Source organism: Lysinibacillus sp. FSL M8-0355, from assembly GCF_038008985.1.
GTDB classification, from domain to species: Bacteria; Bacillota; Bacilli; order Bacillales_A; family Planococcaceae; genus Lysinibacillus; species Lysinibacillus fusiformis_D.
The window spans coordinates 3,929,124-3,953,474 of record NZ_JBBPAI010000001.1; the positions used below are offsets into that span (position 1 = coordinate 3,929,124).

The following is a 24,351-nucleotide window of genomic DNA, read 5'->3' on the forward strand; positions in this document are numbered from 1 at the left end:
AACAGCTACGAGACTTTGTTGCGTTTATTTTGTGAAAGATAAAATTGCGTTCTTCTTAAATCCTTCTAAAGCTTTTGTTGCTTCACTTTTATTTGTAAATTCAAAAATACGAACATCCTTTTTCTCAAATACTGTAATAACCCACATTGTAAAATCTCCCTTCACATCATTTATTTTTGTAATATAACAATCACGAAACTCTGTGATACATCTGATAATCTGTTTTATAACAACTTCTTACTTGATACCTATTCTACTCCGTTTTTTCTGAAAAGGAAGTCAAATGTGAAGGTCTTCACAAACTGTTCAAATTCAAAACGCTTTCATTGAACAATTTGTGAATTGTGTGGAATACAGCTAACAATAGTGTCATTTATACCGTTATTAATTCTTTATTAGTCTGGTGCATCAACTACTTAATTGCTCCAGCAATGTAGCATAATCTAGATTGCCATACTGAATCACAGCACCATCCTTTTCGACTACCGGAATCATTAGCATATATTTTTCATGTATATCATCATCCTGTTCGATATCAACGATATCAATATCAAATGGTAGATCCTCCTGTACAAGCTTTAATGTCTGCAAGCCTTCCACACATAATGGGCAATTTGCTCGACTAAAAAATTTAACAATCATCGATAGCACCTCCTCATCTTATTATAAACGAAAGTGTGATGAAGGAATGTTTTCTATTCTTTGATAACTTTTGATTGAACTGTCTTAGCTTCCCTTTTCGCATCCATATAATGGACTATTGTAATAAAAAAGGCATTGACTGTGCGGAAGCCGCACATCAATGCCTTTCGGTTATAATTATTTTAAATGACTGTCGAAGAATTTCACCATGGCATTGTAGAATTCAATTCTGTTTTCTTCATTAGCGAAGCCATGTCCTTCGTTATCCTTTAGCATGTACTCAACATCCACACCTCTAGCACGTAAGGCTTCCACAATTTGATCGGATTCTGCCTTATTAACACGTGGATCATTTGCACCTTGAGCGACAAATAATGGTGTTTTGATTTTATCTGCGTGGAAAATAGGTGAAACAGCTGTTAATAAGTCTTTGTCCTTTTCTGGATGACCTACACGTTCATAAAACAAGTTACGCATCGTTTCCCAGTATGGAGGAATGGTATTTAATAAAGTGAAAATATTAGATACTCCTACATAATCAACTGCTGCAGCATATAAATCAGGTGTATACGTAATACCAGCTAATGTTGCATAACCACCAAAGGATGCACCATAAATGCCGATACGCTCAGGGTCTGCAATACCTTGATCAATCGCCCATTGCACACCATCTGTAATATCGTCCTGAATTTTAAGTCCCCATTGCTTATTACCAGCTTGAAGGAATTCCTTCCCATAGCCAGTTGACGAACGGAAATTCACTTGCAGTACGGCATAGCCTCGATTAGCTAATAATTGTACTTCTGGATTGAAGCCCCACATATTGCGTGCCCAAGGTCCTCCATGTGGATTGACGATAAGAGGAAGATCTTTAGCTTCTTGATTTTTCGGTAAAGTTAAATAGCCGTTAATTGTCAAACCGTCTCGACTCTTATAAGAAATTGGATGCATTTCAGCAAGTCCTTCTGGTTTTAACCAAGGGCTTAAAGTAGCCAACTCTGTTAAGTCACCTGTTATGGAATCATAGTAATAATATTTTCCATACACGGTATCACTTGAAACGCTCACAATAAATTTTGTCATCTCTTTATTGTAATCATTGATACCTAATTCACTTTCATGCACCCCAAGCTTATTTTGTATTTTACGGAACAGCTTTTCAAACTTTTTATCAAAGAATTGATAATGCAGCTTATCAGTAACATAAGCACCATATAATAATTTATCTTGTTCAGCGCTATATAAAACACCCGAAACATCTACTTCATCATTGGACATTATAACTTTTTCATTGCCTTCTAAATCATATTTTACAACTTCTACTTTATCTCTACCTTTGTTGGAAGTTGCATAAATTGTTTGATTGTCTTTAGAGAAAGCCAGTGGCACTACTTCATCCCCTGCTTCCACTTCAATAAACGGTTTAAATTCATCCTTTTCAGAATCTCGATAAAGGATTGTTCCTGCCACACCATCTGTTGCTACGGCAACACGCACATTTCCATTCCGATCTGCTAACCAGTTTGTAATATTACCTGGATTTTTAGCAACATGCTTTGTTTTACCTGTCTTGACATTCAGCTTGTACACATCAAAGACAGTGGCATCCTCTTTATTCATCATTATAAGAATTTCATCTTTAACACCCTGTAGGCCACTTAATATTCCTACTGTTACATTTGGATATGGCGTTAAATCTTTTTCCTTTGACCCATTAAATGTAGTAGAATAAATATGGAAGTTTTCATCTCCACCTTTATCCTTTAAATATAATAAACTATTTTCCTTCCAGAAAAATCCTGCAATATCACGATCTTTAGAGTTCGAGACGCGAACAGGCTCACTATCATCATTCATTTTTTTTACGAAAACATTGGATCTGTTGTTCCATGCAGAGGCAAATGTGATGTAATTACCATCAGGTGAAAGTTCATAGCCGAAATTCCCAGGATTCTTCATGAAATCTTCTACAGAAATTTCCTTTACACCTTTATTATTAGAACCATTTTTAATTTGTTTTGCATTGTTTAACATTTTAACTGCATCTTGTTTAGCAATAGCATCCGTGCTTACTGACACATTTTTAAATATACCAAGCTTATTGGCTTTCTCTAAATACTCAGCAAGCGATGCTTCTTTTTCTTCTTTATTTAAAGCTCTTACTAAAATACGAGCGGCTTCATCACGTTTAATCGATAAATTTAAATCCGCGAACTCCTCAGCCTTTACCCATGTATCAATAATTTGTTGCCGCATTGAATCTGATCCGTGTTGGAAAGTTAATGCTGTTACAGCTAAATTCAAAAATTCCTGCACTGAAATGCGCTGCTCCTGCGCTATTACAAAGCTATTTGTTTCATTGGCAGCACGTACTTCTTGCATGGTTGCAGGAATAGCTACAGATGTTGTTAAAATGATCGCTAATGATGCAGATAAAAATCTTTTTTTCAAAATGATTCCTCCCTATATCAGTTTACGTTATATCGAAAGTCGATATATTCAAATTATACCAATTTTTGTATTATTGTCAATGTTTGATATTTTTTATGATCATTACTTTTTCTTCACTCATAATGAAAGCGAACTAAACAATTAGTTCGCTAGGTATTACGATTAAAATTTTCTGCTCGCTCCTCCGCCTGCGGAAGATCCTCCACCGAATCCTCCAAAGCCGCCTCCGCCTGAACGCCCTCCACCAAAGCCACCTGGATAACCACCATAGCCTCCAGCACGAGGACCTCCACCACCTTTCGAAAAGAACGTATAAATAATAAGAACAACGAGAACGATCAATATAATTAACCAAGTTGGCATGTCTTCACCTTCGTCTGCTGCCGCTGGTAATTCACCATTCCAATTATACTCCTTGGCAACAGTGCGAAATATTTCAGCATATGTCGATTGGAAGGCTTGATCTATGTCACCCGTACTTGCAGAAGGATAAAATGCCTCATCTAAAATACGTCCTAATTTTCCATCTGGTAATGGCCCCTCTAATCCTTGACCAACAGCTATTACTACGTCATTATTCCCTTCACCCTGTCCAAATGTAGCTAAAATTAAAACACCGTTATTTTTCTGTTCGTCACCTATTCCCCAAGAACGAATCATTTTTGTAGCATACATCTTTGGCTCCTGTCCATCTAGACTATCAATGGTTACAATCATGATTTCAGCGCCTGTGCCTTGATCCAATTGCGCGGAGTAATGATTTAATTGTTCTTTGATACTTGCAGATAATACATTGGCAAAATCATGTATATACGTATTTTTCATCGGTGACGGCATAGTTGCCTTTGCCATGTTCGTAAATAAAAGAAACACCGAACAAACGATGATTATCTGTACAAGGCTACGCTTCATTAGTGTGTACCTGATTGACTAAAATCGATTGATGGTGCTTTGTCAGCTCCTGCTGCGGCTTTAAAGTATTCTTTTTGTTCAAAGCCAAACATTCCTGCCATCAAATTACCTGGGAAACGTTTAACTTGCTTATTAAATTGCTGAACTTCATTATTGTAATCCTCACGTGCTACCGCCAGGCGATTTTCAGTGCCTGCTAGCTCATCCATTAACTGACGAAAGTTTGTATCTGCCTTTAAGTTTGGATAATTTTCAACAACTACAAGTAAACGACTAAGTGCTCCAGTTAAAGCATCATTTGCAGCAGCTTGCTCCTCTGGAGTGTTTGCACTACCCATTTGTGCACGTGCTTGTGTAATACTTGCAATCACCTCTTGCTCATGGTTCGCATAGCCTTTCACTGATTCGACTAAATTTGGAATCAAATCATAACGACGTTGGAGCTGATTTTCCACTTGTGCCCATTTCGAATCTACATTTTCCTCTGCAGTCACCAGGCTATTATATTTAGGAATGAATAATAAGGCGAATAGAACAAGAATAAGAACAATTATCCCAATTGGTCCAAGCAACTTTTTCAATTTATAGAACCTCCTCGACCTACTTTTCCTTTCTTCAATAGTCTACATTTTTGTCTTTACATTTATACCGTATGAATTTCATTTGACTTGACATACTAATTACTGCATCAAAAAATCATTGAGGAGGCGTTTTTTTTGTCACAATCGTTTTACAATGAATCATCAAATCAAACCAATTTCAATCAACAGCATAGTTTAAATCATGGTGGCCATGAAATGATGGACATGCATGAAACAATTGGCGAAATTATCGCAGGTATGAACCAAGCCATAATTTTACGCCCACATGTACAAGATCCTGAATTATTGAATATTTTGGATCGCCAGTATAATTTTACCCTAGGTATGTACAATACAATTGTAGAGTCCTTCAAAACAGGACATGATCCATCTGTTCCAACAGGACGTTACCAAATGGAGACAGGAAATGACTTTAAATATGGCGTAAATCCTGGTCAACCAAAAAAGCCAATGCAAAATGCCAATGAAATTAATGATGAAACTATTTCAGGGTTCTTACTTGGTGCTCAAAAAGGTTCAGCAAAATGTATGACAACGGCTGCTTTAGAGACAACAAACCCAGTTGTTCGTCGCGTTGTTGCTGATAGTATTCCTAACTGCATTGAAATGGGCTACGAATTATCCATCTATCAAAATAAACATGGCTATTATCAGGTACCTCAATACTCACAACAGGATATGCAAACGATGCTGAATGCATATGACACAACAACTAATCCCCTTCATTAACACGAAAGAGCAGTCTCTGGTGGTAAACACCAGAAACTGCTCTTTATTCATTAAGATTATAATACCTTCCCTAAAAACGCCTTTGTACGGTCACTTTGTGGATTGCCAAAGAGTTCCTCTGGAGAGCCTTCTTCTACAATATAGCCACCGTCCATAAAGACTACTCGATCCCCTACTTCACGAGCAAAGCCCATTTCGTGCGTAACAACAACCATGGTCATCCCTTCAGCTGCTAGATTTTTCATAACATCTAGCACCTCTTTGACCATTTCAGGATCAAGTGCTGAAGTGGGCTCATCAAATAAAATGGCTTTTGGCTTCATGGCTAAGGCACGTGCAATGGCTACACGCTGCTGTTGACCACCCGATAGCTGCTCAGGATAGTTATATGCCTTGCTGTCGAGTCCAACCTTTTTTAACAGCTCATGCCCTAATTCTTCAGCTTCTGGACGACTCATTTTACGAATTTGCATAGGGGCCATCGTGACATTATCGATAACTGTCATATGCGGGAATAGATTAAATTGTTGAAACACCATGCCAACTTCTGCCCGAATCTCATTGATATTCGTTTTTGGCGCATTAATTTTCACATTTTCAATATAAATAGCACCATCTGTTACATCTTCTAGCATATTGATGCATCGTAAAAATGTACTTTTGCCTGAGCCAGATGGTCCAATCACACAAACAACTTGTTTCTCTTGGATTTCATAATCAATGCCTTTTAATACTTCAAGCTTTCCGAAATATTTGTGTAGGTTTTCAATTTTTATCATCTTGCTTCCCGCCCTTCTGCCTTAGCTTTACGAGGGACATAACTATTGCTAAATCGTTTCTCGATAAATGCCACGATCTTCGTTACACCATATGTTAAAACTAAATAGAGTAGTGCAGCAACGATGTACGGTTCCCAGAAGCGGAAGCTTGCACCTGCTACTACCTTACTTGCGTATAAAATATCTGGTGCTGCAATAACTGTTACTAATGAAGAATCTTTTAATAATGCGATAAATTCGTTCCCTAATGGTGGAATCATACGTCTAAATGCCTGTGGTAAAATGACCTTACGCATCGCTTGGTTATGTGTTAACCCTAAAGAACGAGCTGCCTCCATTTGCCCCTTTGCAATACTTTGAATACCTGCACGGAAAATTTCCGCATTGTAAGCAGCACAGTTTAATACGAGCGCTGTAATCCCTGACACCATATATCCTAAAGAATGACCAAAAATTGTTGGAATAACTGCTAAGTGAATTAATAAAATTTGCACAAGCATTGGTGTTCCACGGAATAAATCGATATATAATTTTGATGGCCAATAAATCCATTTTTTACTCGATAATTTTCCTAGGCCTAAAAATAGTCCTAATAGAATACCTCCAAAATAACCACTAAGTGTCAAAATAATTGTTACGCCAATACCCCGTATAAACATATCTCGGTAGTTCCAGACAATGTCCCAGCGTAAGTCAAAGATGTCCATCCGAAAACCCCATTTCCCCTTTAAAGTGAATGAGCCGCTAGCATACTAGGGGCGTCATCATTCATTTATTACTTGAAATCAGAACCTGTAATTTCTTTTAATTTACCGTTTTCTTTAATCTTTTTAAGACCTTCATTTAATTTATCTAATAGCTCTTTGTTTCCTTTTTGAACCATAAAGCCATAATATTCTTTTTCAAATGCATCATCTTCGATTACTTTTAGTTTTTGATCTGGATGCGCTTTAATGTATTCGTAAACTACCGCATTGTCTCCAATAGCTGCATCAACGTTACCGTTTAACATCTCTTGAATTGCGATTGGTTGACTTTCAAACGCCATAATATTTGTACTTGCTTCCCCTTGTAGCTTTTTCGCCGCCATATGACCTGTAGCATTAATTTGTACTGATACCTTTTTATCTTTTAGTTCAGCTAGAGATTTAATTTTTGAATCTTCTTTTACAACAATCAATAATTGAGACTCATAATAAGGCTCTGTAAAATCAAATGATTCTTTACGCTCTTCAGTAATTGTGATTCCTGAAGCACCAATATCTGTTTCACCGTTTTTAATTGTTTGGAAAACTGGCTCCCAACCAATGTTATTCCAGTCAACTTCAAAGTCCATTTCATCAGCAATAGCTTTTAAAACATCGACATCAATCCCCACAATTTTCCCTGAATCGTCAACAGATTCAAATGGTGCGAAAGTTGCCTCTGTACCAACTTTATATATTTTCTTACCATCTTCTGAAGATGAGCTTCCTGAAGATGCACCATCCTTTGTACCACATCCTGCAAGTGCTAATGTTAATGCTGCAACCATCATCAGTAGCATCCAACCTGTTTTCTTCATTGTATTTCCCCCTATTTCGATAATTTTCCGAAATGCGTATTATTTTTCGCAATTCGGAAATGTTAGACTATTAGGTCAATTATATTAATATTATAGTATTTAGACAACAACTTTTCGCATAAAACTAAATATTTTTTCATATTAATTTATAATAAACTTATATAATTAGAAGAAACATGTATAAATAACAAGAAATCTAATCTAAAATTAATATATATACACTACAATCCACACCAAATTTCGATAAATTTAGGCAAAAAAAAAGAATCCCCTCAGATAGGATTCTTTTTTTCGACTATTTCTAGTCTTCACGTACAGTATGTCCACTAAAAAATAATTTGGAGTTATTGCTTTTTTGAAGGTTTGAAAGGAATAAATAGGGGAATAATGCCAACTAGGACAGTATTGCACCTATATCTCCCTCTCGATCTCCGCTAAGCAGGCTGCTAAACTACTTATTAGGAGATGAGCTATAACAAGTCTATCTATATTCAGTAAAATGGCGCCCTCGGAGGGAATCGAACCCCCAGTGCAAGAACCGGAATCTTACGTGTTATCCATTACACCACGAGGGCAAAGGCACAAAAAAAAAGTACTCACTCTAGGCTTACGAAAAGCATGATGTAGATAACCCTCATTTTTTGAAGCATACCTGCAAAATAGTGTACTGTACTTTAAACTTATAACCTCAATTATTATACAAGCCTATCACATATAATTCAACCATAGAATGCAAAAACATTTTATTTTTTTTATTTCACTTTAGCAGGGTTAATATTTGACCTTCCCTGACTATAATGTGTATGATAAGGATACAGCTGAAATAACAATGGAAATTTTCAGCAAAGGTATTCGAATTTAGTTTTTTAAGGAGGATTTAACATGAATTTAATTCCTACAGTTATTGAACAAACAAGTCGCGGTGAACGTGCATATGACATTTATTCACGTCTACTTAAAGACCGTATTATTCTTTTAGGAAGCGCTATTGATGACAATGTGGCTAACTCCATTGTTGCACAACTTCTTTTCCTACAAGCGGAAGATCCAGATAAAGATATCTCTCTTTACATTAATTCACCAGGTGGATCAATTACGGCTGGTATGGCTATTTATGACACAATGCAAATCATTAAACCACAAGTTCAAACAATTTGTATTGGTATGGCTGCATCAATGGGTGCTTTCTTACTAGCTGCTGGTGAGCCTGGTAAACGTTTTGCATTACCAAATGCAGAAGTAATGATTCACCAACCACTAGGTGGCGCACAAGGTCAAGCGACAGAAATTGAAATTGCTGCTAAACGTATTTTATTCTTACGTGAAAAATTAAATGGCATTTTATCTGAACGCACAGGCCAACCACTTGAAGTCATTGCTAGAGACACAGATCGTGATAATTTCATGACTGCTGAACGTGCTAAAGAATATGGTTTAATCGATCACATTATGCACCGTAGCGATAATAAATAAAAATGAGAAGGCATCACAGACTCGCTCTGTGATGCCTTTCGTGTTGTTGAAAAAGGTGATGTCAACGACAGAAACAGCCATTTTGAAAGGCGAGGGGTTGATTTCCGTTCCGCCAGCGTCCTTTCCAGTGGGCGTCCGCTGATCACTGCATTCGCTCCAGGGGCTTCTCTAGGACGCTAATCCCCTAGGAGTGACGCTGGCTCCACTCCCATCAACCATTCTGCAAAAGTGTCTTTTCCTGAACAAAATTAGAAAGAGGATAGGCTCTTATTTTCAATGCGGAGAAGTGATGGATGACAACACTTCTCCATAAAGCGTAGTGAATACCTTCACTTTATTTGAAAACCTTTCTAAAAAGAAACATTTTTATGGATTGGGGTGGAAGGCTACTTGACTCCCGTGGGATAGCGAGACAGGCGAGCCTCTAAACGGAGCGGTAGCGGAGGAAGCTGCTCGGCGCTCGCCCACTGGAAAGCAAGTAGCCTGCAATGGAAATCCATTTTCACCTTTCACAAAAACGCTATGGATGGTTTTGTTTTTCAACACTATGAAGGCATCACAGATTTGCTCTGTGATGCCTTTTGTGTTCAATGAATGTTAGTCTTCATTTTCGATAATTGTAGCCAATGCTGTAACCGCTTGCTCCGCATCGCTGCCGTCACTACTTAAAGTAACTTCAGTGCCTTTAGCGACTGCTAAGCTCATGACACCCATAATGGATTTGGCATTTACTTTTTTCTCGTCTTTTTCCAGAAAGATATCCGCACTAAAACGATTTGCTTCCTGCACAAATAGTGCTGCTTGTCTAGCTTGTAGTCCTAATTTTAATTTGACCTGGACTCTTCTCTCAATCATACTCAAAACTCCCCTTCACTACCGTTCATCTATTAGTTTTATCTTACCTCACTTACTAGCAAAAGAACAATAAGCGATTACGCATGACATTCATACCTGAAAAGTATGAAAACTTAACCACCTATTTTTTCACCGCGTCTTAATGCATCAGCAATCTCATCAATTTTTCTCAATCGATGGTTAACACCTGATTTACTAACCGTTCCACTTGATACCATTTCACCAAGCTCTTTTAATGTCACATCCTGATATTCTACCCGTAGACGTGCTATTTCACGTAGCTTTTCTGGTAGCTGATCCAGACCAATTGAATTTTCAATAAATCGAATATTCTCTACCTGTCGTAATGCTGCACCAATAGTTTTGTTTAAGTTGGCTGTTTCACAGTTCACAATACGGTTGACGCTATTTCGCATATCTCGCAATATGCGCACATCCTCAAACTTCATCATGGCCTGATGTGCGCCAACAATATTAAGGAAATCTGAAATTTTCTCTGCTTCCTTTAAATAGGTGACAAAACCTTTTTTTCGTTCAATTGTTTTGGCATTAAGTTCAAATTCATTCATCAAATCCATCAATGCCTCACCATGCTCTTTATACAAAGAATAAATCTCTAAATGGTAGGCTGATGTTTCTGGATTGTTGACAGAACCTCCTGCTAAAAATGCTCCTCTTAAATAAGCTCTTTTTTGACCACTCTTTTTGATGAGCTTTCTTGAGATTGTATGGTTAAATTGAAAGTCGTCTGAGATGATTTCTAAATCAATTAGCAGCTCGCGCGCACCTTCTCTTACACGGCAAATATACACGTTATTTTTTTTCAGTCGCATCTTCTTACGAACAAGCAATTCTACATTGTACGGATACAATTTTTTCATAATCGTATATAGTCTTCTAGCAATTGCAGCGTTTTCAGTTTGCACGTCTAAACTTAGTTGTTTATTTGCAAAGGATAATGAACCATTCATACGAATTAGGGCAGAAACTTCTGCTTTCATACAATGATTGTCCGCTTCTATTTGCGTTAATTCCTTTTTTGTTTCAGAAGCAAAAGACATATCATGCCCCCCTTTCAATCATGATTTCTATGTATATGTTCATCTTACCATATACAATCAATCCATTATGTTTCTATAATGGGTCTTCTTACTTTTTGCTGGTAAATATCAGCATAATCTACCAGCCATTCTGCAACATTGATAGCATTATGTCGAACAGTCCCATCTGACCGAATTGTAGCAATATCACGTTGTATAACCTCTAAGCCCATACTTTCAAGCTTTGCCACATCAAATGTCACTGGCTCTGCTCTTTCTTCTTTATATAGTTCTTTTACAGGGTTAGGGAGTTCTTCGTCGTTTACTAAAATAGAATCAATAAAATCGCCGCCAACATGCTTATGTATGGCTGTTACATGATCACCTGCTGTATAAGAAATCGTTTCACCTTTTTGCGTCATTAAATTACAAACATATATTTTTCTGCCTTTCGCTTTCACAACAGCTTCCCCTATCTCCTTCACAAGCAGATTTGGAATAATACTTGTATATAAGCTTCCTGGACCTATTAAAATATAGTCTGCACGCTGAATCGCACGAATGGCTTCTGGTAACGGTTGCACATTTTCGGGTACTAAAAAAACACGATCAATGCGCTTTGATGCTGTTGGAATTTTTGATTCTCCTTCAATAATTGAACCATCCTCTAGCACAGCATGTAAGTTTATTTTTTTATTTGCAGCTGGTATGACACGACCATGAACTTTTAAAACCTTGCCCATTTCACTTATAGCATGATTAAAATCTCCAGTAATATCAGTAAGTGCCGTAAGCATTAAATTTCCTAAGGAGTGACCTTTTAAATCCTCTGATGCTGAAAAGCGATATTGAAACATTTGCTCTACAAGTGGTTCAATATCTGATAATGCCGCAATCACATTACGTACATCACCAGGTGGCGGAATATCGTAGTCATCACGTAAACGGCCTGAAGAACCCCCATCATCTGCCACTGTCACAATGGCAGTAATATCAAATGGGTGATGCTTCAGCCCGCGTAGTAATGTGGAAAGCCCTGTACCACCACCTATTACGACAAGCCTTGTTTGCTTTTTCCCCATTCACTCATTCCTTTCTACGATTAATATCACGATGCGTAATAACCGTATTTTCCTTGCCTGCTAAATATGCCCCAAAAAATTCTGCTAATGTCACTGAGCGATGCTGACCGCCAGTACAACCAAAAGCAATGACAAGCTGTGACTTACCTTCTTGTCGATAAAGAGGAATCATAAAATCTAATAAATCCGTTAGTTTTTTTATGAGTATTTGCGTATCTTCCAAAGCTAAAACATAAGAGGATACCTCTGTTTGTAGTCCTGTTTTGGGACGTAGCTCCTCTACATAATAAGGGTTTTTAAGAAAACGAACATCAAACACTAAGTCTGCATCAATAGGCATCCCATGTTTAAAGCCAAAGGACATAATGTTCACAGTAAAAATAGTATCTGCCTCACTAGCAAATTCATTGACGATTCTTTCACGTAATTGCTTCGGTTTCATGTTCGATGTGTTATATACAAAATTAGCACGGCCCTTTACTTCAAATAAAAGTGCCCGTTCCTGTTTAATGCCATCTAAAGGTAAACCATTGACTGCTAGTGGATGGGCACGTCTTGTTTCTTTATAGCGTCTAACTAATGTGGCATCGTCTGCATCTAAAAATAACATACGAGTATCAATATCGCCTTCTTTTAGTATATGGTCTAACGCGCCAATAAGAGCATCAAAAAAGTCGCCACCACGCATATCCATTACGGCTGCAATACGCGTACTATTTTTACCAGAATCTCTTAGCAGAGTTAAAAAAGTTGTAAGTAACGCTGGTGGTAAATTATCAATACAGTAATACCCTAAATCCTCAAAGCTTTGAATAGCTACGGTCTTCCCAGCCCCAGACATTCCTGTAATAATAACCAATTCGTGTGTACATTGTTGGCCTTCAACCACCACTGTCATGCAACTCCTTTATTGTTCTTTTGATATTTGTATTTTCTGATGAAGTAATTCAAAATTCGTTGTATAGTCAAACGTGCCATATTGAATGCCTGATTGCGAAACCGCAAATTGTAAATTAGTTCGATCTCCTTCAGCCATTGGCAAATGTGCTAAATCCTCTACTGGGTGCCATGCAAGCTTGCCTTCTCTCGTTTCTTCGAATGGTATACCTTCTACATCCTTTGCAACAAATGTATAGAGCATCCACTCATCCACTACATCATTATTTTCTTTAATAATCATCGTATAAACACCCTTTAAATGAACATTTAAAGGTGTGACATTTGTTTCTTCTTGAAACTCACGTACAGCAGCCTCAAAGATGGATTCACCGCTCTCCATTTTCCCTCCTGGAGCAACGTACCAGCCTCGTCTTGGTTTCTGAAGTAATAATACTTTACCGTCTTTTACTGCAATTAAATTTGCAATTCTTTGCATAGGCACACCTCTAATCACTTTTGCATTCTACTCCCCATTATAGCAAGACCTTGCAAGATTTGTCCTCATTTACAACTCTCTAGTAAAGACAATTAACAATTTAGGTTTATTCATGTGTAATGCTTTTATGTTAGGCGAAAAATACGTTTATTTTTTTAATTTGTACAAATAAAAAAGTAGGTTGCTCCCACCTAATTGAGGCGGAAACAACCTACTAAACAAAATAAAAGGGGGATTGCTAATTACATTTTTTATCATACACCTTTTATATGTCATTCAAGTTACAGCAATATTAAAACCACATTAAAATTGTATTTTTTTCCTTTAAATAGCCATGTTAGGCATTAATTTTCTCTAATAGCTCTTCCACATAATGTTGTACAGCTTGTGCGGCAATACTACCGTCACCTGTCGCTGTCACAATTTGGCGAAGTGTTTTTTCACGAACATCTCCAGCTGCAAAGATACCTGGGATTTTAGTTTCCATATTGGCATTTGTCAAAATATAGCCAGCGTCATTTAAAATGCCTAATGATTCAAATGGTTTAGTTAAAGGCAACATACCAATATAGATAAAGACACCATCTGCTGCAAATTCAGATTCTGTACCATCAACAGTTGATTGTAATGTGACACTACCAACTTTACCATTAGCTTCATTAATTTCTTTTACAGTTGCATTCCAAATGAAATCAATTTTGTCATTGGCAAAGGCACGATCTTGTAGAATTTTTTGGGCACGTAATTTGTCACGACGGTGGACAATCGTTACTTTATCAGCAAAGCGAGTTAAATAAACGCCCTCTTCAACAGCTGAATCGCCACCGCCTACAACTACTAGATTTTTTTGTTTAAAGAATGCCCCATCACATACTGCACAGTAGCTGACACCACGACCGCCTAGCTCTTTTTCACCTGGCACACCCATTTTTTTATACTCCGCACCTGTTGTAATAATAATGGCACGTGTTTTATATTCTTTTGCACCAGATTTAATTGTTTTATATTCTTCACCATCAATGATTTCTGATACATCACCATAGGCATATTCTGCACCAAATTTTTTAGCGTGCTCAAACATTTTTGTAGATAGCTCAGGCCCTAAAATGGTATCAAAACCTGGGTAATTTTCTACTTCCTCTGTGTTTGCCATTTGCCCACCAGGAATCCCACGTTCAATCATTAATGTTGATAAATTTGCACGAGATGTATAAACAGCAGCAGTCATCCCAGCAGGACCTGCACCAATTATTACTACATCATAAATTTTTTCTTCTGACATCAATACTTCCCCCTAAACAGAATACTTTTTATCTTCATTCAACCAATAAGTGTAACGTCACCTACAGAAGAAGATAAAGCCCTTGACGGATAGGATAATGTCGCCAAGGAACATTGGTGATAACGTTAGTATGTTCATCGTATGTGAAAGTATAAAGTTATTCAACTATGTTGCTCACACGTTAATTATGACTATTAGGTAAAAACGTTAGAATTTCATCAATATACTTCGATAACGTTGATACAGATACTCCATATTGTTGGGCAATTTCCTTTTTTGTCACTTTGAGCATCTGTGAAGATCTAAATAAATAATCATTGGCTCCTGCAATTGCTGTTGGGTTTGTAAAACGATAGTTTTGTATTAGTGCTTGTTCACATAGTACAAACCACATTTGAAACATTGGTACAATGAGTGATGAGAGCTTCCCATACTGTTCTAATAAAATTTCTGGTACGTTGACAGCACGTAAAAAGCTCGCTTCTACTTTGTTCTTCTTATCAAATTCGTGGCCGAGTGAATAAGCTAAAAACAATTTCTCAAATGTGTCTAATTGTTCAACATTAACCAATTTCGGATGAGCGATAATTTCTTGCTTATGTGCAGTACCCTTCAGTAAAAACAAACCAAAAATGCGCTCACTCGTATAAGTGCTTTCTAATTTTTCAACAATAAAATCACGGTCATGCTCCAATGCATCAAGTGCAAATTCATTTTCTTGTTGGCGCCATGGCTCAAAGCCCTCTTTGTCAGGGTCTAGCTCTAGTAGCTGATCCCATGCACTTTTCGATACTTCCTCATGACCTGAGAAATAGGCCGCATGTGACAACCAAAAGTAAAAACCAGCATCTCCAACATAGCCTCTCTTTTGCATACTGCGCAACCATTTATAGGCTAATTCATACTGTCCTATTAAGGCTAATGTAGCCCCTAATTTATAACGGTGCTCCCATGTGTATGGCTGAATTTTGACAAGTATATTTAGTAGTTCTTGTAAATCCTCTTCATTTTTTTCATAATAAGCAATCACCGTTAAATTACATAGTGCATGTAAGTTCCCCTTATTTTCACGTAGCACGGTATGTAAGAGAGCCTTCGCCTGCTCTTCTTCTCCTACATAAAAATAAGCAAGTGCTAAATTATTATAGGCTGACCAAAAGGCTGGTCGATCTTCAATTAAATCTTCTAAAATAGTAATAGCTTCTGGAAAATCCCCTTTTTCCATACAACGACGAGCTTGCTCCTGACGATACAAATCCTCACCAGATTCTTCAGGGTCTTCCAAATCATCCTGCTCAAAAGCGACAAATTCTAGTATTTCTGCTGCTTCATCTGCATAAGCACCCTCTGGTTCTAGCCGCAAATACTCTTCTGCAAAACGTTTCGCATCATGCATGATGCCCACACATCCTGATACTTCTGCCATATAGAAAATGATTTCTGGATTATCTGGATCAATTTGATAGGCATGACGAAGCAGATCATACGCTTCCTCAAAACGTTGACCTTCTAACTCTACGATGGCTAGCTGCAAGATAATCATAGGATCATCAGGGCTTAAATCTACCGCACGTTGTAAATATTTATAAGCTTTATTCATTTGTCCACTATTCATTGCTTGAATTGATTTTTTATAATAATAGTCGCCTGTTGGAATGAACGACACTATATTCGATTGAGTCTCATTTTGACGTTTCTTTTCCAATATATTTCCTCCGAAACAAGAAATAAGGAACGCATTTTACGTTCCTTTACACAGTAATTTCTATTATACCATACAATCAATAATATGCCGTTATTTCTCCTCGTGACGTTTTTCCAACACATGTAGAACATCATAAATGCTTACTTTTTGTTCTTGTAGCAATACTAGGAGGTGATAGATTAAATCAGCTGCCTCCCATTTTACTTCTTCGGCATCGCGGTTTTTAGCCCCAATGACAACCTCAGTTGCCTCCTCCCCAACCTTTTTACAAATTTTATCGATACCCTTGTCAAATAAATATGTAGTATAGGCTCCTTCTGGCATTTCCTGCTCACGCTTTGCAATCACACGCACAAGTTTAGCGATGATGTCTACAGAGCCAATCTGCTCATTTTGTTGAATCACCTCTGTAAAGCAAGAAGTTGTACCATTATGACAAGCTGGGCCAGCGGGTAGCACTTCCACCACTAATGCATCCTGATCACAGTCTGCTTTTATGGACACCACTTGTTGTCTATGACCACTTGTTGCTCCTTTATGCCACAGCTCTTGACGAGAACGAGAATAAAACCAAGTTTCTCCTGATTCAATTGTTTTAGCTAATGATTCTTTATTCATATAGGCCACTGTTAGCACTTCTTTTGTGTTGGCATCTTGTACAACAGCTGTAACAAGACCTTTCTCATCGAACCGAATATTCTCTATCATCTTACTGCCACTCCTTTGTCACGTAAGTATTCTTTTACTTGTAATACGTTCGTTTCTTTGTAATGGAAGATTGAAGCCGCCAATGCAGCATCTGCATCTACCTCTTGTGCTAATACTTCGTAAAAATGTTCGGCATGTCCCGCTCCACCACTAGCGATAACAGGAACTGTCACTGCCTCTCTTACCGCTTTAGTTAAGGCCAAATCAAAGCCAGATTTTTCACCATCTTGATTCATACTTGTTAATAAAATTTCCCCTGCTCCTAAGCGCACAGCTTCTTGTGCCCACTCAACGGCTGACCAAGTTGTTTTATTGCGTCCACCATGTGTATAAACCATCCATGTATCATCTTCTTCACTATAGCGAGCATCGATTGCAACAACGATACATTGTGCACCAAAGAAATCAGCGCCCTCTTGAATAAGAGCTGGTCGCTCCAAAGCAGATGTATTCACGGATACTTTATCAGCACCTGCACGTAAAATACGCTTCATATCTTCCAACGTACGAATACCACCACCAACTGTAAAAGGTATTGCAAGTGTAGCAGCTGTTTGACGAACAACATCTATCATCGTTTCTCGACCTTCATGTGAAGCAGAGATATCTAAAAATACAAGCTCATCTGCGCCCTGCTCATCATAGAACTTTGCAAGCTCCACTGGATCACCTGCATCACGGATAGATACAAATTGGATACCTTTTACAACGCGACCTTCCTTGACATCAAGACATGGGATAATACGTTTTGTTAGCATGCCTTCACACCTTTCAGCCATTGCTCTAATAAATAAATGCCTAGTTCTCCCGATTTTTCAGGGTGAAATTGCATGCCTGTCACGGAACCATTCGTTACAATACCAGGTACTTTTATGCCACAATAGTCTGCATAGGCAACAAGCTCAGATTCCTGAATATGTGTCGCATAAAATGAGTGAACAAAATAGACATGCTTCGCTGATACTTCACCGTCCAACCATGCAGGGCGATTCGTCAAGATCAGTTCATTCCAGCCCATATGTGGCACACGATATGCTTGATCTCCTTCGATACCACTAAAGCGTTGAATATGTCCCTTGAAAAAACCTAGCCCTTGTGTTGGGGTTACTTCTTCACTTTGCTCAAACAATAATTGCATGCCTAGACAAATTCCCAATAGAGGGCGATTTTCACTTTGTGCCTTTTGTAAATAACGGTCTATTTTAGTTTCTGCTAAACGCTTGCGAGCATCAGGAAATGCGCCAACCCCCGGTAATAGTAGTGCATCTGTTGCATCTAACACGCTCTCATCAGCCGTCACAACGACCTCACAGTCTAGTCGTTTTAATGCTTGTTCTACACTAAATAAATTGCCCATTCCATAATCAATAACACCTATCTTCACGTTAACAGCCCCTTAGTCGATGGTACTCCTTTAACACGTGGGTCAATTTCAACTGCCGCATCAATCGCACGTGCTAATGCTTTGAAAATCGCCTCAATAATATGATGTGTATTATGGCCATAAGGTACAATCACGTGAACATTCATGCGTGCCTCTAGCGCAAATTTCCATAAAAATTCATGCACTAATTCTGTATCAAACGTTCCCACTTTTTCCTTTAAAGTTGGCACACGATACTCTAAATGCGGACGATTGGAGCAATCTACAACTACCTGTGCTAGTGCATCATCCATCGGCACAAATGCTGTGCCATAGCGTTTTATGCCCTTCTTATCACCAAGTGCTTCACGAACAGCCTGCCCTAAGACAATGCCAAGATCCTCTGTTGTATGGTGATCGTCGATATAGGTATCACCATTTGCTTGTATGGTCCCATTAAATAATCCATGCTTCATAAATAAATCGAGCATATGGTCCATAAATCCCACACCAGTTTGAATATTTGCTTGCCCTTCACCATCTAAATCGATTGCTACTGAAATTTGCGTTTCATTTGTTGTACGCTCTACCTTTGCATATCTCTTCTTTACTGTCATCGCCCTATTCCTTCTCCCATCCGCGTGATTCCACTGCACGTGCATGCCCCTCTAAGCCTTCCATACGTGCTAGACGTGCAATTTTTGGTGCATTTTCTTGCCATGTTTTTTCACTGTAATAAACAATGCTTGATTTCTTTACAAAATCATCTACGTTTAAGCCACTTGCAAAACGAGCCGTGCTATTCGTTGGTAATACATGATTGGTTCCTGCAAAGTAATCTCCCACAGGCTCCGAGCTATACCGACCTATAAAAATACCGCCAGCATGTCTTATCTGTTCAACAATCGTTTCAGCATTTTCTGTCACAATTTCTAAATGCTCAGGCGCTAATGAATTAATGGCTTCCACCGCATGTGACATCGTTTCAGCTACATAAATGACCCCGAAGGTTTCTATGGAGGCACGAGCTACTGCCTGACGTGGCAATTCCAGCAATTGCTTCTCTACTTCCTCAGCTACCCTTTGAGCTAATGGCTCTGAGGTAGTGACAAGGATGGCACAAGCCAATGCATCATGCTCTGCCTGTGATAACAGATCTGCAGCTATTTCATCAGGATATGCTGTATCATCTGCCAAAACCGCAATTTCACTTGGCCCCGCGATCATATCAATTGCTACTTCTCCAAATACCTCACGTTTGGCGAGAGCCACAAAAATATTCCCTGGACCTGTAATTTTATCAACTGGAGCAATTGTTTCTGTACCATATGCAAGTGCAGCAATCGCTTGTGCACCACCAATTTTATAAATTTCATCCACCCCTAAAAGATGAGCTGCCACAAGGACACCTGCTGGCAGTTTCCCATTCTGACCTGCCGGAGAAGTAATGACGATACGCTTCACACCTGCAACCTGAGCTGGAATCACATTCATTAATACAGATGAAGGATATGCTGCTGTACCACCTGGAACATACAATCCTACTGCGTCTAGTGCTGTTACGCGTTGACCTAGCCAAGAACCTTGTCCTAGCTCTAAGCGATAGCCTGAACGTATTTGTTGCTCGTGATACAGACGAATATTTTCGGCTGCTTCTGCTAAATCCTTATGAAGTTGCTGGTCTAGCGTATTTACTGCTTCCTCGATTTCTGCCCCTGTAACACGTAAGCTCTCAGGGGCATAGCCGTCCCATTTTTCAGTATAAGTACGGAGCGCTATATCTCCTTGTGTCCTAACATCTGCTAGCACTTGTCGCACAACTTTTAATTGTTCCTCATTTCCCCCTTCAAGTGGTCTTTTTAAGGAAATGCCTTTTTCAAGCTTTGTTATTTTCATAGGATTAATCCCCTTTAGTCCTTCATATGTAGCTAAATATGATTCCTTTTTTGCTCATTCACACATTTTTTTAATCGCTTCACAAGATCAATAATACGCTCACCCTTCATACGATAACTTACGGGATTTGCAATTAATCGTGATGAAACAGCTGTAATAAACTCATATTCTACTAAGCCATTTTCTTTTAAGGTACGCCCTGTTGAAACGATATCGACAATACGATCAGCTAAACCAATCATTGGTGCTAATTCAATAGAACCGTTCAGCTCGATGATTTCAACCTGCTCTCCAATGCCCTTGTAGTACTTCATTGCGATATTCGGATATTTCGTAGCGATTCGAGGCGCAATTTCATTCATTGGTGTGTTCGGTAATCCCGCAGATGCGATATAGCAATGACTAATTTTTAAATCTAATAACTCATGCACTTCACGCTGTTGTTCTAACAAAACATCCTTCCCAGCAATGCCAATATCAGCAACACCATGTTCAACATAGACAGGGACATCCATTGGCTTGGATAAAATAAAGCGAATTTTTTCCTCTGGTATCTCAATCATTAATTTTCGTGACATTTCTACCTCTTCTGGTAAATTAAAACCTGCCTCTAACAGCATTTGATATGCCTCTTCAAAGATTCGTCCCTTTGGCATTGCAATTGTTAATTCATTCACCGCCTACTTCCCCCTGTCCAACAACCACCACTTCTGTAAAGTATGCTAAAAAGGCTGCCTCATCAACTAGGCTACTACGCAACTGTAAAGTAGCTAATTTTCCTGCTGCCCGTAATGTTTTCACCTTTAATAATGCTGCCTCGAATTGTTCTTCTTCAAAAAGCACAACTGTTGCTTCCTGTCGTTTCTCTGACTGGCCATTGAACGTTTCTAATAAACGATCCACTCGAATACTAAAACCTGTTGCACCAACTTTTGAGCCAAATACTTCTAATAAACCATCATAGCGACCACCATTTCCTAATGGAAAGCCACTTCCTACCGCAAAAACTTCAAAAAGCATACCAGTGTAATAACTCATATGACTCGAAAGGGTGAAATCAAAAGCTATATACTCAGCTAAGTCAGCCAATTCCAACAGTTGAGCAAGTTGTTGCATGTATTCTAATGCATCATTTTTACGCACATATTTTTCAATATCCCGGATGTCTTTAACATTCATTGCCTCCCCAATAAATTGTAGGAGGGCATCAGATTTAGCTTTGGGTAGATCAAATGATTCTACTGCTTCTTCAAACCCTACATAATTTCGTTGAACCAACAATGTTCGAAGTGTCTCTTGCTGTTCAATACTCTCTGTGTAATCTTGTAAAATGCAATTTAGTATACCCGCATGACCAATCGTGACTTTAAACTCTTCTAATTTAAAATGTTTTAATAGCTCCATTGCTGTCACAATAACTTCTGCATCGGCAAATACAGATTGATCCCCTATTAACTCAATCCCCATTTGATCGAACTCCGCTGGTCTTCCACCTTCCGTTTCTTGAGCTCGAAAAACACTTGCGAAATAAGCAAGACGTAAAGGAATCATTTCTTTTAATAATTTCGCTGTAGCTACTCGAGCAATCGGTGTTGTCATATCAGGTCGTAATACTAATGTATTTCCTTGGCTATCCACTAGCTTAAATAAATGAGCATCAGCAATAGCTGAAGCTTTCCCCACTGTATCGAAATACTCTACAGCGGGTGTTTTAATGAACTCATAACCCCTTTTATATAAAAAGTCTCTGCCAGCATGCCTAACGGCTTCAACCTTCTCATAGATTTGCGGAAATGTATCGCGCATTCCAAGTGGTTTTTCAAACATTTTTATCGACGACATATGAACACTTCCTTACATTTCACTTTAATTCACTAGAGTGTTAGAGAATTAGATTATGAAAGAATTCTAACTTATTTCTTTTAAGCAGTCAACTTTTCTTCTTTAATTAACGAAATCTTTAAATACTTATTATTCTGTTAATTATACCTATTACTTAGTGAACAACGGTATAAAAACAAGACATCATTTCTCTTAAATTTTGACAAAATGTTTTACTGAGAATGAGAATATGTCTAAAATGTGACATGATGATTATAAATCAACTAAAGTATTCACTAAAAAATTGAGAATGATTCTCTCTTATACAATTGTTGGAAAAAATTAAGTTTTATCAACAACCTATTCTCAATACAGTCACGCATATATTATATAGATATAATATTATTGAATGAAATATTAAAAATGATTCTCAATCTCATTATCAATAAGAATACCTTAATATCAATACTTTTATTGATTATTACTCTCATTCTATTTTTTCTTTTACTTTTTTAAAAGCTTAATATAGAATAGCATTAATAACAAAAAGCACCATATAAACTACACATTGGAGGGATTTATTATGGCATGTCCATTCGTACAACTAAGTGAGCAAATGATCGTAAGTATTTGTAAAGGTGAGTTTTACCCTGGCGACAAAGTAACACTTCATACAACAGAAGACATAGATGGGACTGCAATTAAATCAACCTTTGTTGAATCAACTTGCTTAGGTGATCACGACAATTGTGAATTCAAATCAGACTATGACGCAGCGCTTGCATAAATATTAAAAGCTACTCCAAAACCGGAGTAGCTTTTTAATATGAAAAAACTCACGAAGTATGTAGTCATACAACGTGAGTTTTTATTATTTTTTTGGTGTACACCATTCTACAACCTCATTGCGCTTACGCTCAGCCATTTGTTCAGCCGTATAAATAATTCGCATAGGATTGCCCCCTGCCAAACACCCTGCCGGCACATCCTTATGTACAAGGGTGGCGGCTGAAACAATGGCACCGTCTCCGATTGTTACACCTGGTAGAATCGTTGAATTTGCGCCAATCATTACTTCATTTCCAATATAAACATCACCTAAGCGATATTCCTCTATTAAATACTCATGCGCTAAAATTGTCGTATTAAAACCAATCACTGTATTTTCACCAATGAAAATACGTTCGGGAAACATGGTATCTGGCATGACCATTAAGGCTAATGAAGTTCGCTCGCCAATAGTCATGTTTAAAAATGTACGATAAAGCCAGTTTTTCACACGTAAAAATGGTGTGAAGCGTCCAATTTGAATGACAATGAAACACTTCATCACCTTCCAAAAGGACACCGTGTCATATATATTCCAAAGCGAATTGGCTCCTTCGACACGATAACGTTCTGTTTTACGCGCCATCTGCCCTTACCCCTCTTTCACAATATCCAATAAATCTGTCATATGCTGTAGCATATATTCTGGTTGATATTGCTGTAAGTATGCCTCACCTTTAATTGCCCAAGCAACACCTGCTGCTCTTACACCTGCACGATGCCCTGCTTCAATATCGTGCGAATTATCACCAATCATAATGGCATCTTCTTTGTCTATTCCTAAACGTTGTAAAGCAAGTAGTACTGGCTCTGGGTCAGGCTTCACATTTTTTACATCATCTGTGCCAATACGCACATCAAATAAATGTGTCGCACCCATAATAGAAAGCCCACGATCAATAGTCTCATTACGTTTTGTTGAAACGATAGCCAATCGAATACCCTGTGCTTTTAATTGCTCTAATGTTGACACAACATCAGGATATTCGCTAACTAGTTCATCATGATGCTCTATATTCCAAGCGCGATAATTTGCGATCAAAGCTTCCTCTTCATCTGGTGCAATGTCATTAAATGTCTGTTTGAGTGATGGACCAATGAATTTCAAGCAATCTTTTGGCGAATATTGCCCGGGAAATCGCTCATTTAATACATGCATAAATGTTTGAATGATTAAATCATTCGTATTAAGTAACGTGCCATCAAAATCAAACAATAGTGCTTTAACAGCCATATTTTACATC

General features: G+C 38.1%; 27 protein-coding genes and 1 tRNA gene. 3 read left to right on the forward strand and 25 right to left on the reverse strand.

All coding sequences use genetic code 11. The features are described from left to right. Nucleotides 1-24: 24 nt before the first annotated feature. From MKY46_RS19160 to MKY46_RS19180, 5 genes are all read right to left on the reverse strand, one after another. Nucleotides 25-147 (reverse strand): hypothetical protein, encoded by a 123-nt coding sequence (locus MKY46_RS19160; RefSeq protein WP_255358808.1) that lies wholly within the window; start codon nucleotides 145-147, stop codon nucleotides 25-27. Nucleotides 148-408: 261 nt separating this feature from the next. After that, a complete protein-coding gene (locus MKY46_RS19165) occupies nucleotides 409-642 on the reverse strand; it encodes a glutaredoxin family protein (RefSeq protein ID WP_036125682.1) in 234 nt (77 codons plus the stop codon). A 177-nt stretch (nucleotides 643-819) separates the two neighbouring features. Continuing rightward, nucleotides 820-3,093: a S9 family peptidase gene (locus tag MKY46_RS19170; protein WP_340835162.1), complete on the reverse strand. Its 2,274-nt coding sequence runs from the start codon at nucleotides 3,091-3,093 to the stop codon at nucleotides 820-822. A gap of 162 nt (nucleotides 3,094-3,255) precedes the next feature. Beyond that, nucleotides 3,256-4,005 carry a TPM domain-containing protein gene (locus MKY46_RS19175; protein ID WP_340835164.1) on the reverse strand — a complete coding sequence of 250 codons (750 nt, stop codon included), beginning with the start codon at nucleotides 4,003-4,005 and terminating at the stop codon, nucleotides 3,256-3,258. Then, complete coding sequence (locus MKY46_RS19180; RefSeq protein WP_036125688.1) at nucleotides 4,005-4,586, reverse strand: LemA family protein; 582 nt, start codon at nucleotides 4,584-4,586, stop codon at nucleotides 4,005-4,007. Before MKY46_RS19180 ends, MKY46_RS19175 begins: the two co-directional genes overlap by 1 nt. A gap of 135 nt (nucleotides 4,587-4,721) precedes the next feature. Between MKY46_RS19180 and MKY46_RS19185 the strand changes: the two genes are divergently transcribed. Continuing rightward, a complete protein-coding gene (locus MKY46_RS19185) occupies nucleotides 4,722-5,336 on the forward strand; it encodes a spore coat protein (protein ID WP_036125689.1) in 615 nt (204 codons plus the stop codon). Between the two features lie 56 nt (nucleotides 5,337-5,392). Here the strand turns inward: MKY46_RS19185 and MKY46_RS19190 are convergent, their stop codons facing one another. From MKY46_RS19190 to MKY46_RS19205, 4 genes are all read right to left on the reverse strand, one after another. Continuing rightward, complete coding sequence (locus MKY46_RS19190; protein ID WP_036125693.1) at nucleotides 5,393-6,115, reverse strand: amino acid ABC transporter ATP-binding protein; 723 nt, start codon at nucleotides 6,113-6,115, stop codon at nucleotides 5,393-5,395. Then, nucleotides 6,112-6,822 carry an amino acid ABC transporter permease gene (locus tag MKY46_RS19195; RefSeq protein ID WP_036125696.1) on the reverse strand — a complete coding sequence of 237 codons (711 nt, stop codon included), beginning with the start codon at nucleotides 6,820-6,822 and terminating at the stop codon, nucleotides 6,112-6,114. The genes MKY46_RS19190 and MKY46_RS19195 overlap by 4 nt, the downstream gene beginning before the upstream one ends. A gap of 68 nt (nucleotides 6,823-6,890) precedes the next feature. Beyond that, entirely contained in the window at nucleotides 6,891-7,679 is a 789-nt protein-coding gene (locus MKY46_RS19200; protein ID WP_036125699.1) for a basic amino acid ABC transporter substrate-binding protein, read from the reverse strand. A 500-nt stretch (nucleotides 7,680-8,179) separates the two neighbouring features. After that, a tRNA-Arg gene (locus MKY46_RS19205) sits at nucleotides 8,180-8,254 on the reverse strand. A 307-nt stretch (nucleotides 8,255-8,561) separates the two neighbouring features. Here MKY46_RS19205 and clpP point away from each other — a divergent pair. Beyond that, on the forward strand, nucleotides 8,562-9,152 hold the full coding sequence (gene clpP / locus MKY46_RS19210) for an ATP-dependent Clp endopeptidase proteolytic subunit ClpP (protein WP_004228025.1): 591 nt from the start codon (nucleotides 8,562-8,564) through the stop codon (nucleotides 9,150-9,152). A 597-nt stretch (nucleotides 9,153-9,749) separates the two neighbouring features. Here the strand turns inward: clpP and MKY46_RS19215 are convergent. The 14 genes from MKY46_RS19215 to MKY46_RS19280 form a co-directional block, all read right to left on the reverse strand. Continuing rightward, complete coding sequence (locus tag MKY46_RS19215; RefSeq protein ID WP_036126715.1) at nucleotides 9,750-10,007, reverse strand: HPr family phosphocarrier protein; 258 nt, start codon at nucleotides 10,005-10,007, stop codon at nucleotides 9,750-9,752. Nucleotides 10,008-10,120: 113 nt separating this feature from the next. Further along, on the reverse strand, nucleotides 10,121-11,068 hold the full coding sequence (gene whiA, locus MKY46_RS19220; RefSeq protein WP_036126718.1) for a DNA-binding protein WhiA: 948 nt from the start codon (nucleotides 11,066-11,068) through the stop codon (nucleotides 10,121-10,123). A gap of 65 nt (nucleotides 11,069-11,133) precedes the next feature. Next, entirely contained in the window at nucleotides 11,134-12,129 is a 996-nt protein-coding gene (locus MKY46_RS19225; protein WP_036126720.1) for a gluconeogenesis factor YvcK family protein, read from the reverse strand. Between the two features lie 4 nt (nucleotides 12,130-12,133). Next, entirely contained in the window at nucleotides 12,134-13,027 is an 894-nt protein-coding gene (gene rapZ, locus MKY46_RS19230; RefSeq protein ID WP_340835167.1) for an RNase adapter RapZ, read from the reverse strand. Nucleotides 13,028-13,036: 9 nt separating this feature from the next. Further along, nucleotides 13,037-13,504, reverse strand: a complete 468-nt coding sequence (locus MKY46_RS19235; protein ID WP_036126724.1) for an NUDIX hydrolase — start codon at nucleotides 13,502-13,504, stop codon at nucleotides 13,037-13,039. 337 nt (nucleotides 13,505-13,841) lie between these two features. Then, nucleotides 13,842-14,786: a thioredoxin-disulfide reductase gene (gene trxB / locus MKY46_RS19240; protein WP_036126726.1), complete on the reverse strand. Its 945-nt coding sequence runs from the start codon at nucleotides 14,784-14,786 to the stop codon at nucleotides 13,842-13,844. A 181-nt stretch (nucleotides 14,787-14,967) separates the two neighbouring features. Next, nucleotides 14,968-16,491, reverse strand: a complete 1,524-nt coding sequence (locus MKY46_RS19245) for a tetratricopeptide repeat protein (RefSeq protein ID WP_036126728.1) — start codon at nucleotides 16,489-16,491, stop codon at nucleotides 14,968-14,970. Nucleotides 16,492-16,581: 90 nt separating this feature from the next. Then, complete coding sequence (gene hisIE, locus MKY46_RS19250; RefSeq protein WP_036126729.1) at nucleotides 16,582-17,199, reverse strand: bifunctional phosphoribosyl-AMP cyclohydrolase/phosphoribosyl-ATP diphosphatase HisIE; 618 nt, start codon at nucleotides 17,197-17,199, stop codon at nucleotides 16,582-16,584. Next, on the reverse strand, nucleotides 17,196-17,957 hold the full coding sequence (hisF, locus tag MKY46_RS19255) for an imidazole glycerol phosphate synthase subunit HisF (RefSeq protein WP_036126732.1): 762 nt from the start codon (nucleotides 17,955-17,957) through the stop codon (nucleotides 17,196-17,198). Before hisF ends, hisIE begins: the two co-directional genes overlap by 4 nt. Next, a complete protein-coding gene (gene hisH / locus MKY46_RS19260; RefSeq protein ID WP_058844362.1) occupies nucleotides 17,951-18,583 on the reverse strand; it encodes an imidazole glycerol phosphate synthase subunit HisH in 633 nt (210 codons plus the stop codon). The genes hisF and hisH overlap by 7 nt, the downstream gene beginning before the upstream one ends. Further along, the gene (gene hisB, locus MKY46_RS19265; protein WP_036126736.1) at nucleotides 18,580-19,179 is read right to left on the reverse strand and encodes an imidazoleglycerol-phosphate dehydratase HisB; all 600 of its coding nucleotides are present in this window, start codon (nucleotides 19,177-19,179) and stop codon (nucleotides 18,580-18,582) included. The genes hisH and hisB overlap by 4 nt, the downstream gene beginning before the upstream one ends. A gap of 4 nt (nucleotides 19,180-19,183) precedes the next feature. Continuing rightward, nucleotides 19,184-20,458 (reverse strand): histidinol dehydrogenase, encoded by a 1,275-nt coding sequence (gene hisD / locus MKY46_RS19270; RefSeq protein ID WP_058844361.1) that lies wholly within the window; start codon nucleotides 20,456-20,458, stop codon nucleotides 19,184-19,186. Nucleotides 20,459-20,490: 32 nt separating this feature from the next. Beyond that, entirely contained in the window at nucleotides 20,491-21,135 is a 645-nt protein-coding gene (gene hisG, locus MKY46_RS19275; protein WP_036126740.1) for an ATP phosphoribosyltransferase, read from the reverse strand. Further along, nucleotides 21,128-22,300 carry an ATP phosphoribosyltransferase regulatory subunit gene (locus MKY46_RS19280; protein ID WP_340809434.1) on the reverse strand — a complete coding sequence of 391 codons (1,173 nt, stop codon included), beginning with the start codon at nucleotides 22,298-22,300 and terminating at the stop codon, nucleotides 21,128-21,130. The genes hisG and MKY46_RS19280 overlap by 8 nt, the downstream gene beginning before the upstream one ends. 562 nt (nucleotides 22,301-22,862) lie before the next feature. Here MKY46_RS19280 and MKY46_RS19285 point away from each other — a divergent pair. Beyond that, nucleotides 22,863-23,066 carry a hypothetical protein gene (locus tag MKY46_RS19285; protein WP_036126744.1) on the forward strand — a complete coding sequence of 68 codons (204 nt, stop codon included), beginning with the start codon at nucleotides 22,863-22,865 and terminating at the stop codon, nucleotides 23,064-23,066. A gap of 84 nt (nucleotides 23,067-23,150) precedes the next feature. On the opposite strand, the gene MKY46_RS19290 is transcribed toward MKY46_RS19285, so the two are convergent. Then, nucleotides 23,151-23,693 (reverse strand): acyltransferase, encoded by a 543-nt coding sequence (locus MKY46_RS19290; protein WP_036126746.1) that lies wholly within the window; start codon nucleotides 23,691-23,693, stop codon nucleotides 23,151-23,153. A 6-nt stretch (nucleotides 23,694-23,699) separates the two neighbouring features. Continuing rightward, on the reverse strand, nucleotides 23,700-24,341 hold the full coding sequence (gene ppaX / locus MKY46_RS19295; RefSeq protein WP_036126748.1) for a pyrophosphatase PpaX: 642 nt from the start codon (nucleotides 24,339-24,341) through the stop codon (nucleotides 23,700-23,702). Nucleotides 24,342-24,351: the final 10 nt, after the last annotated feature.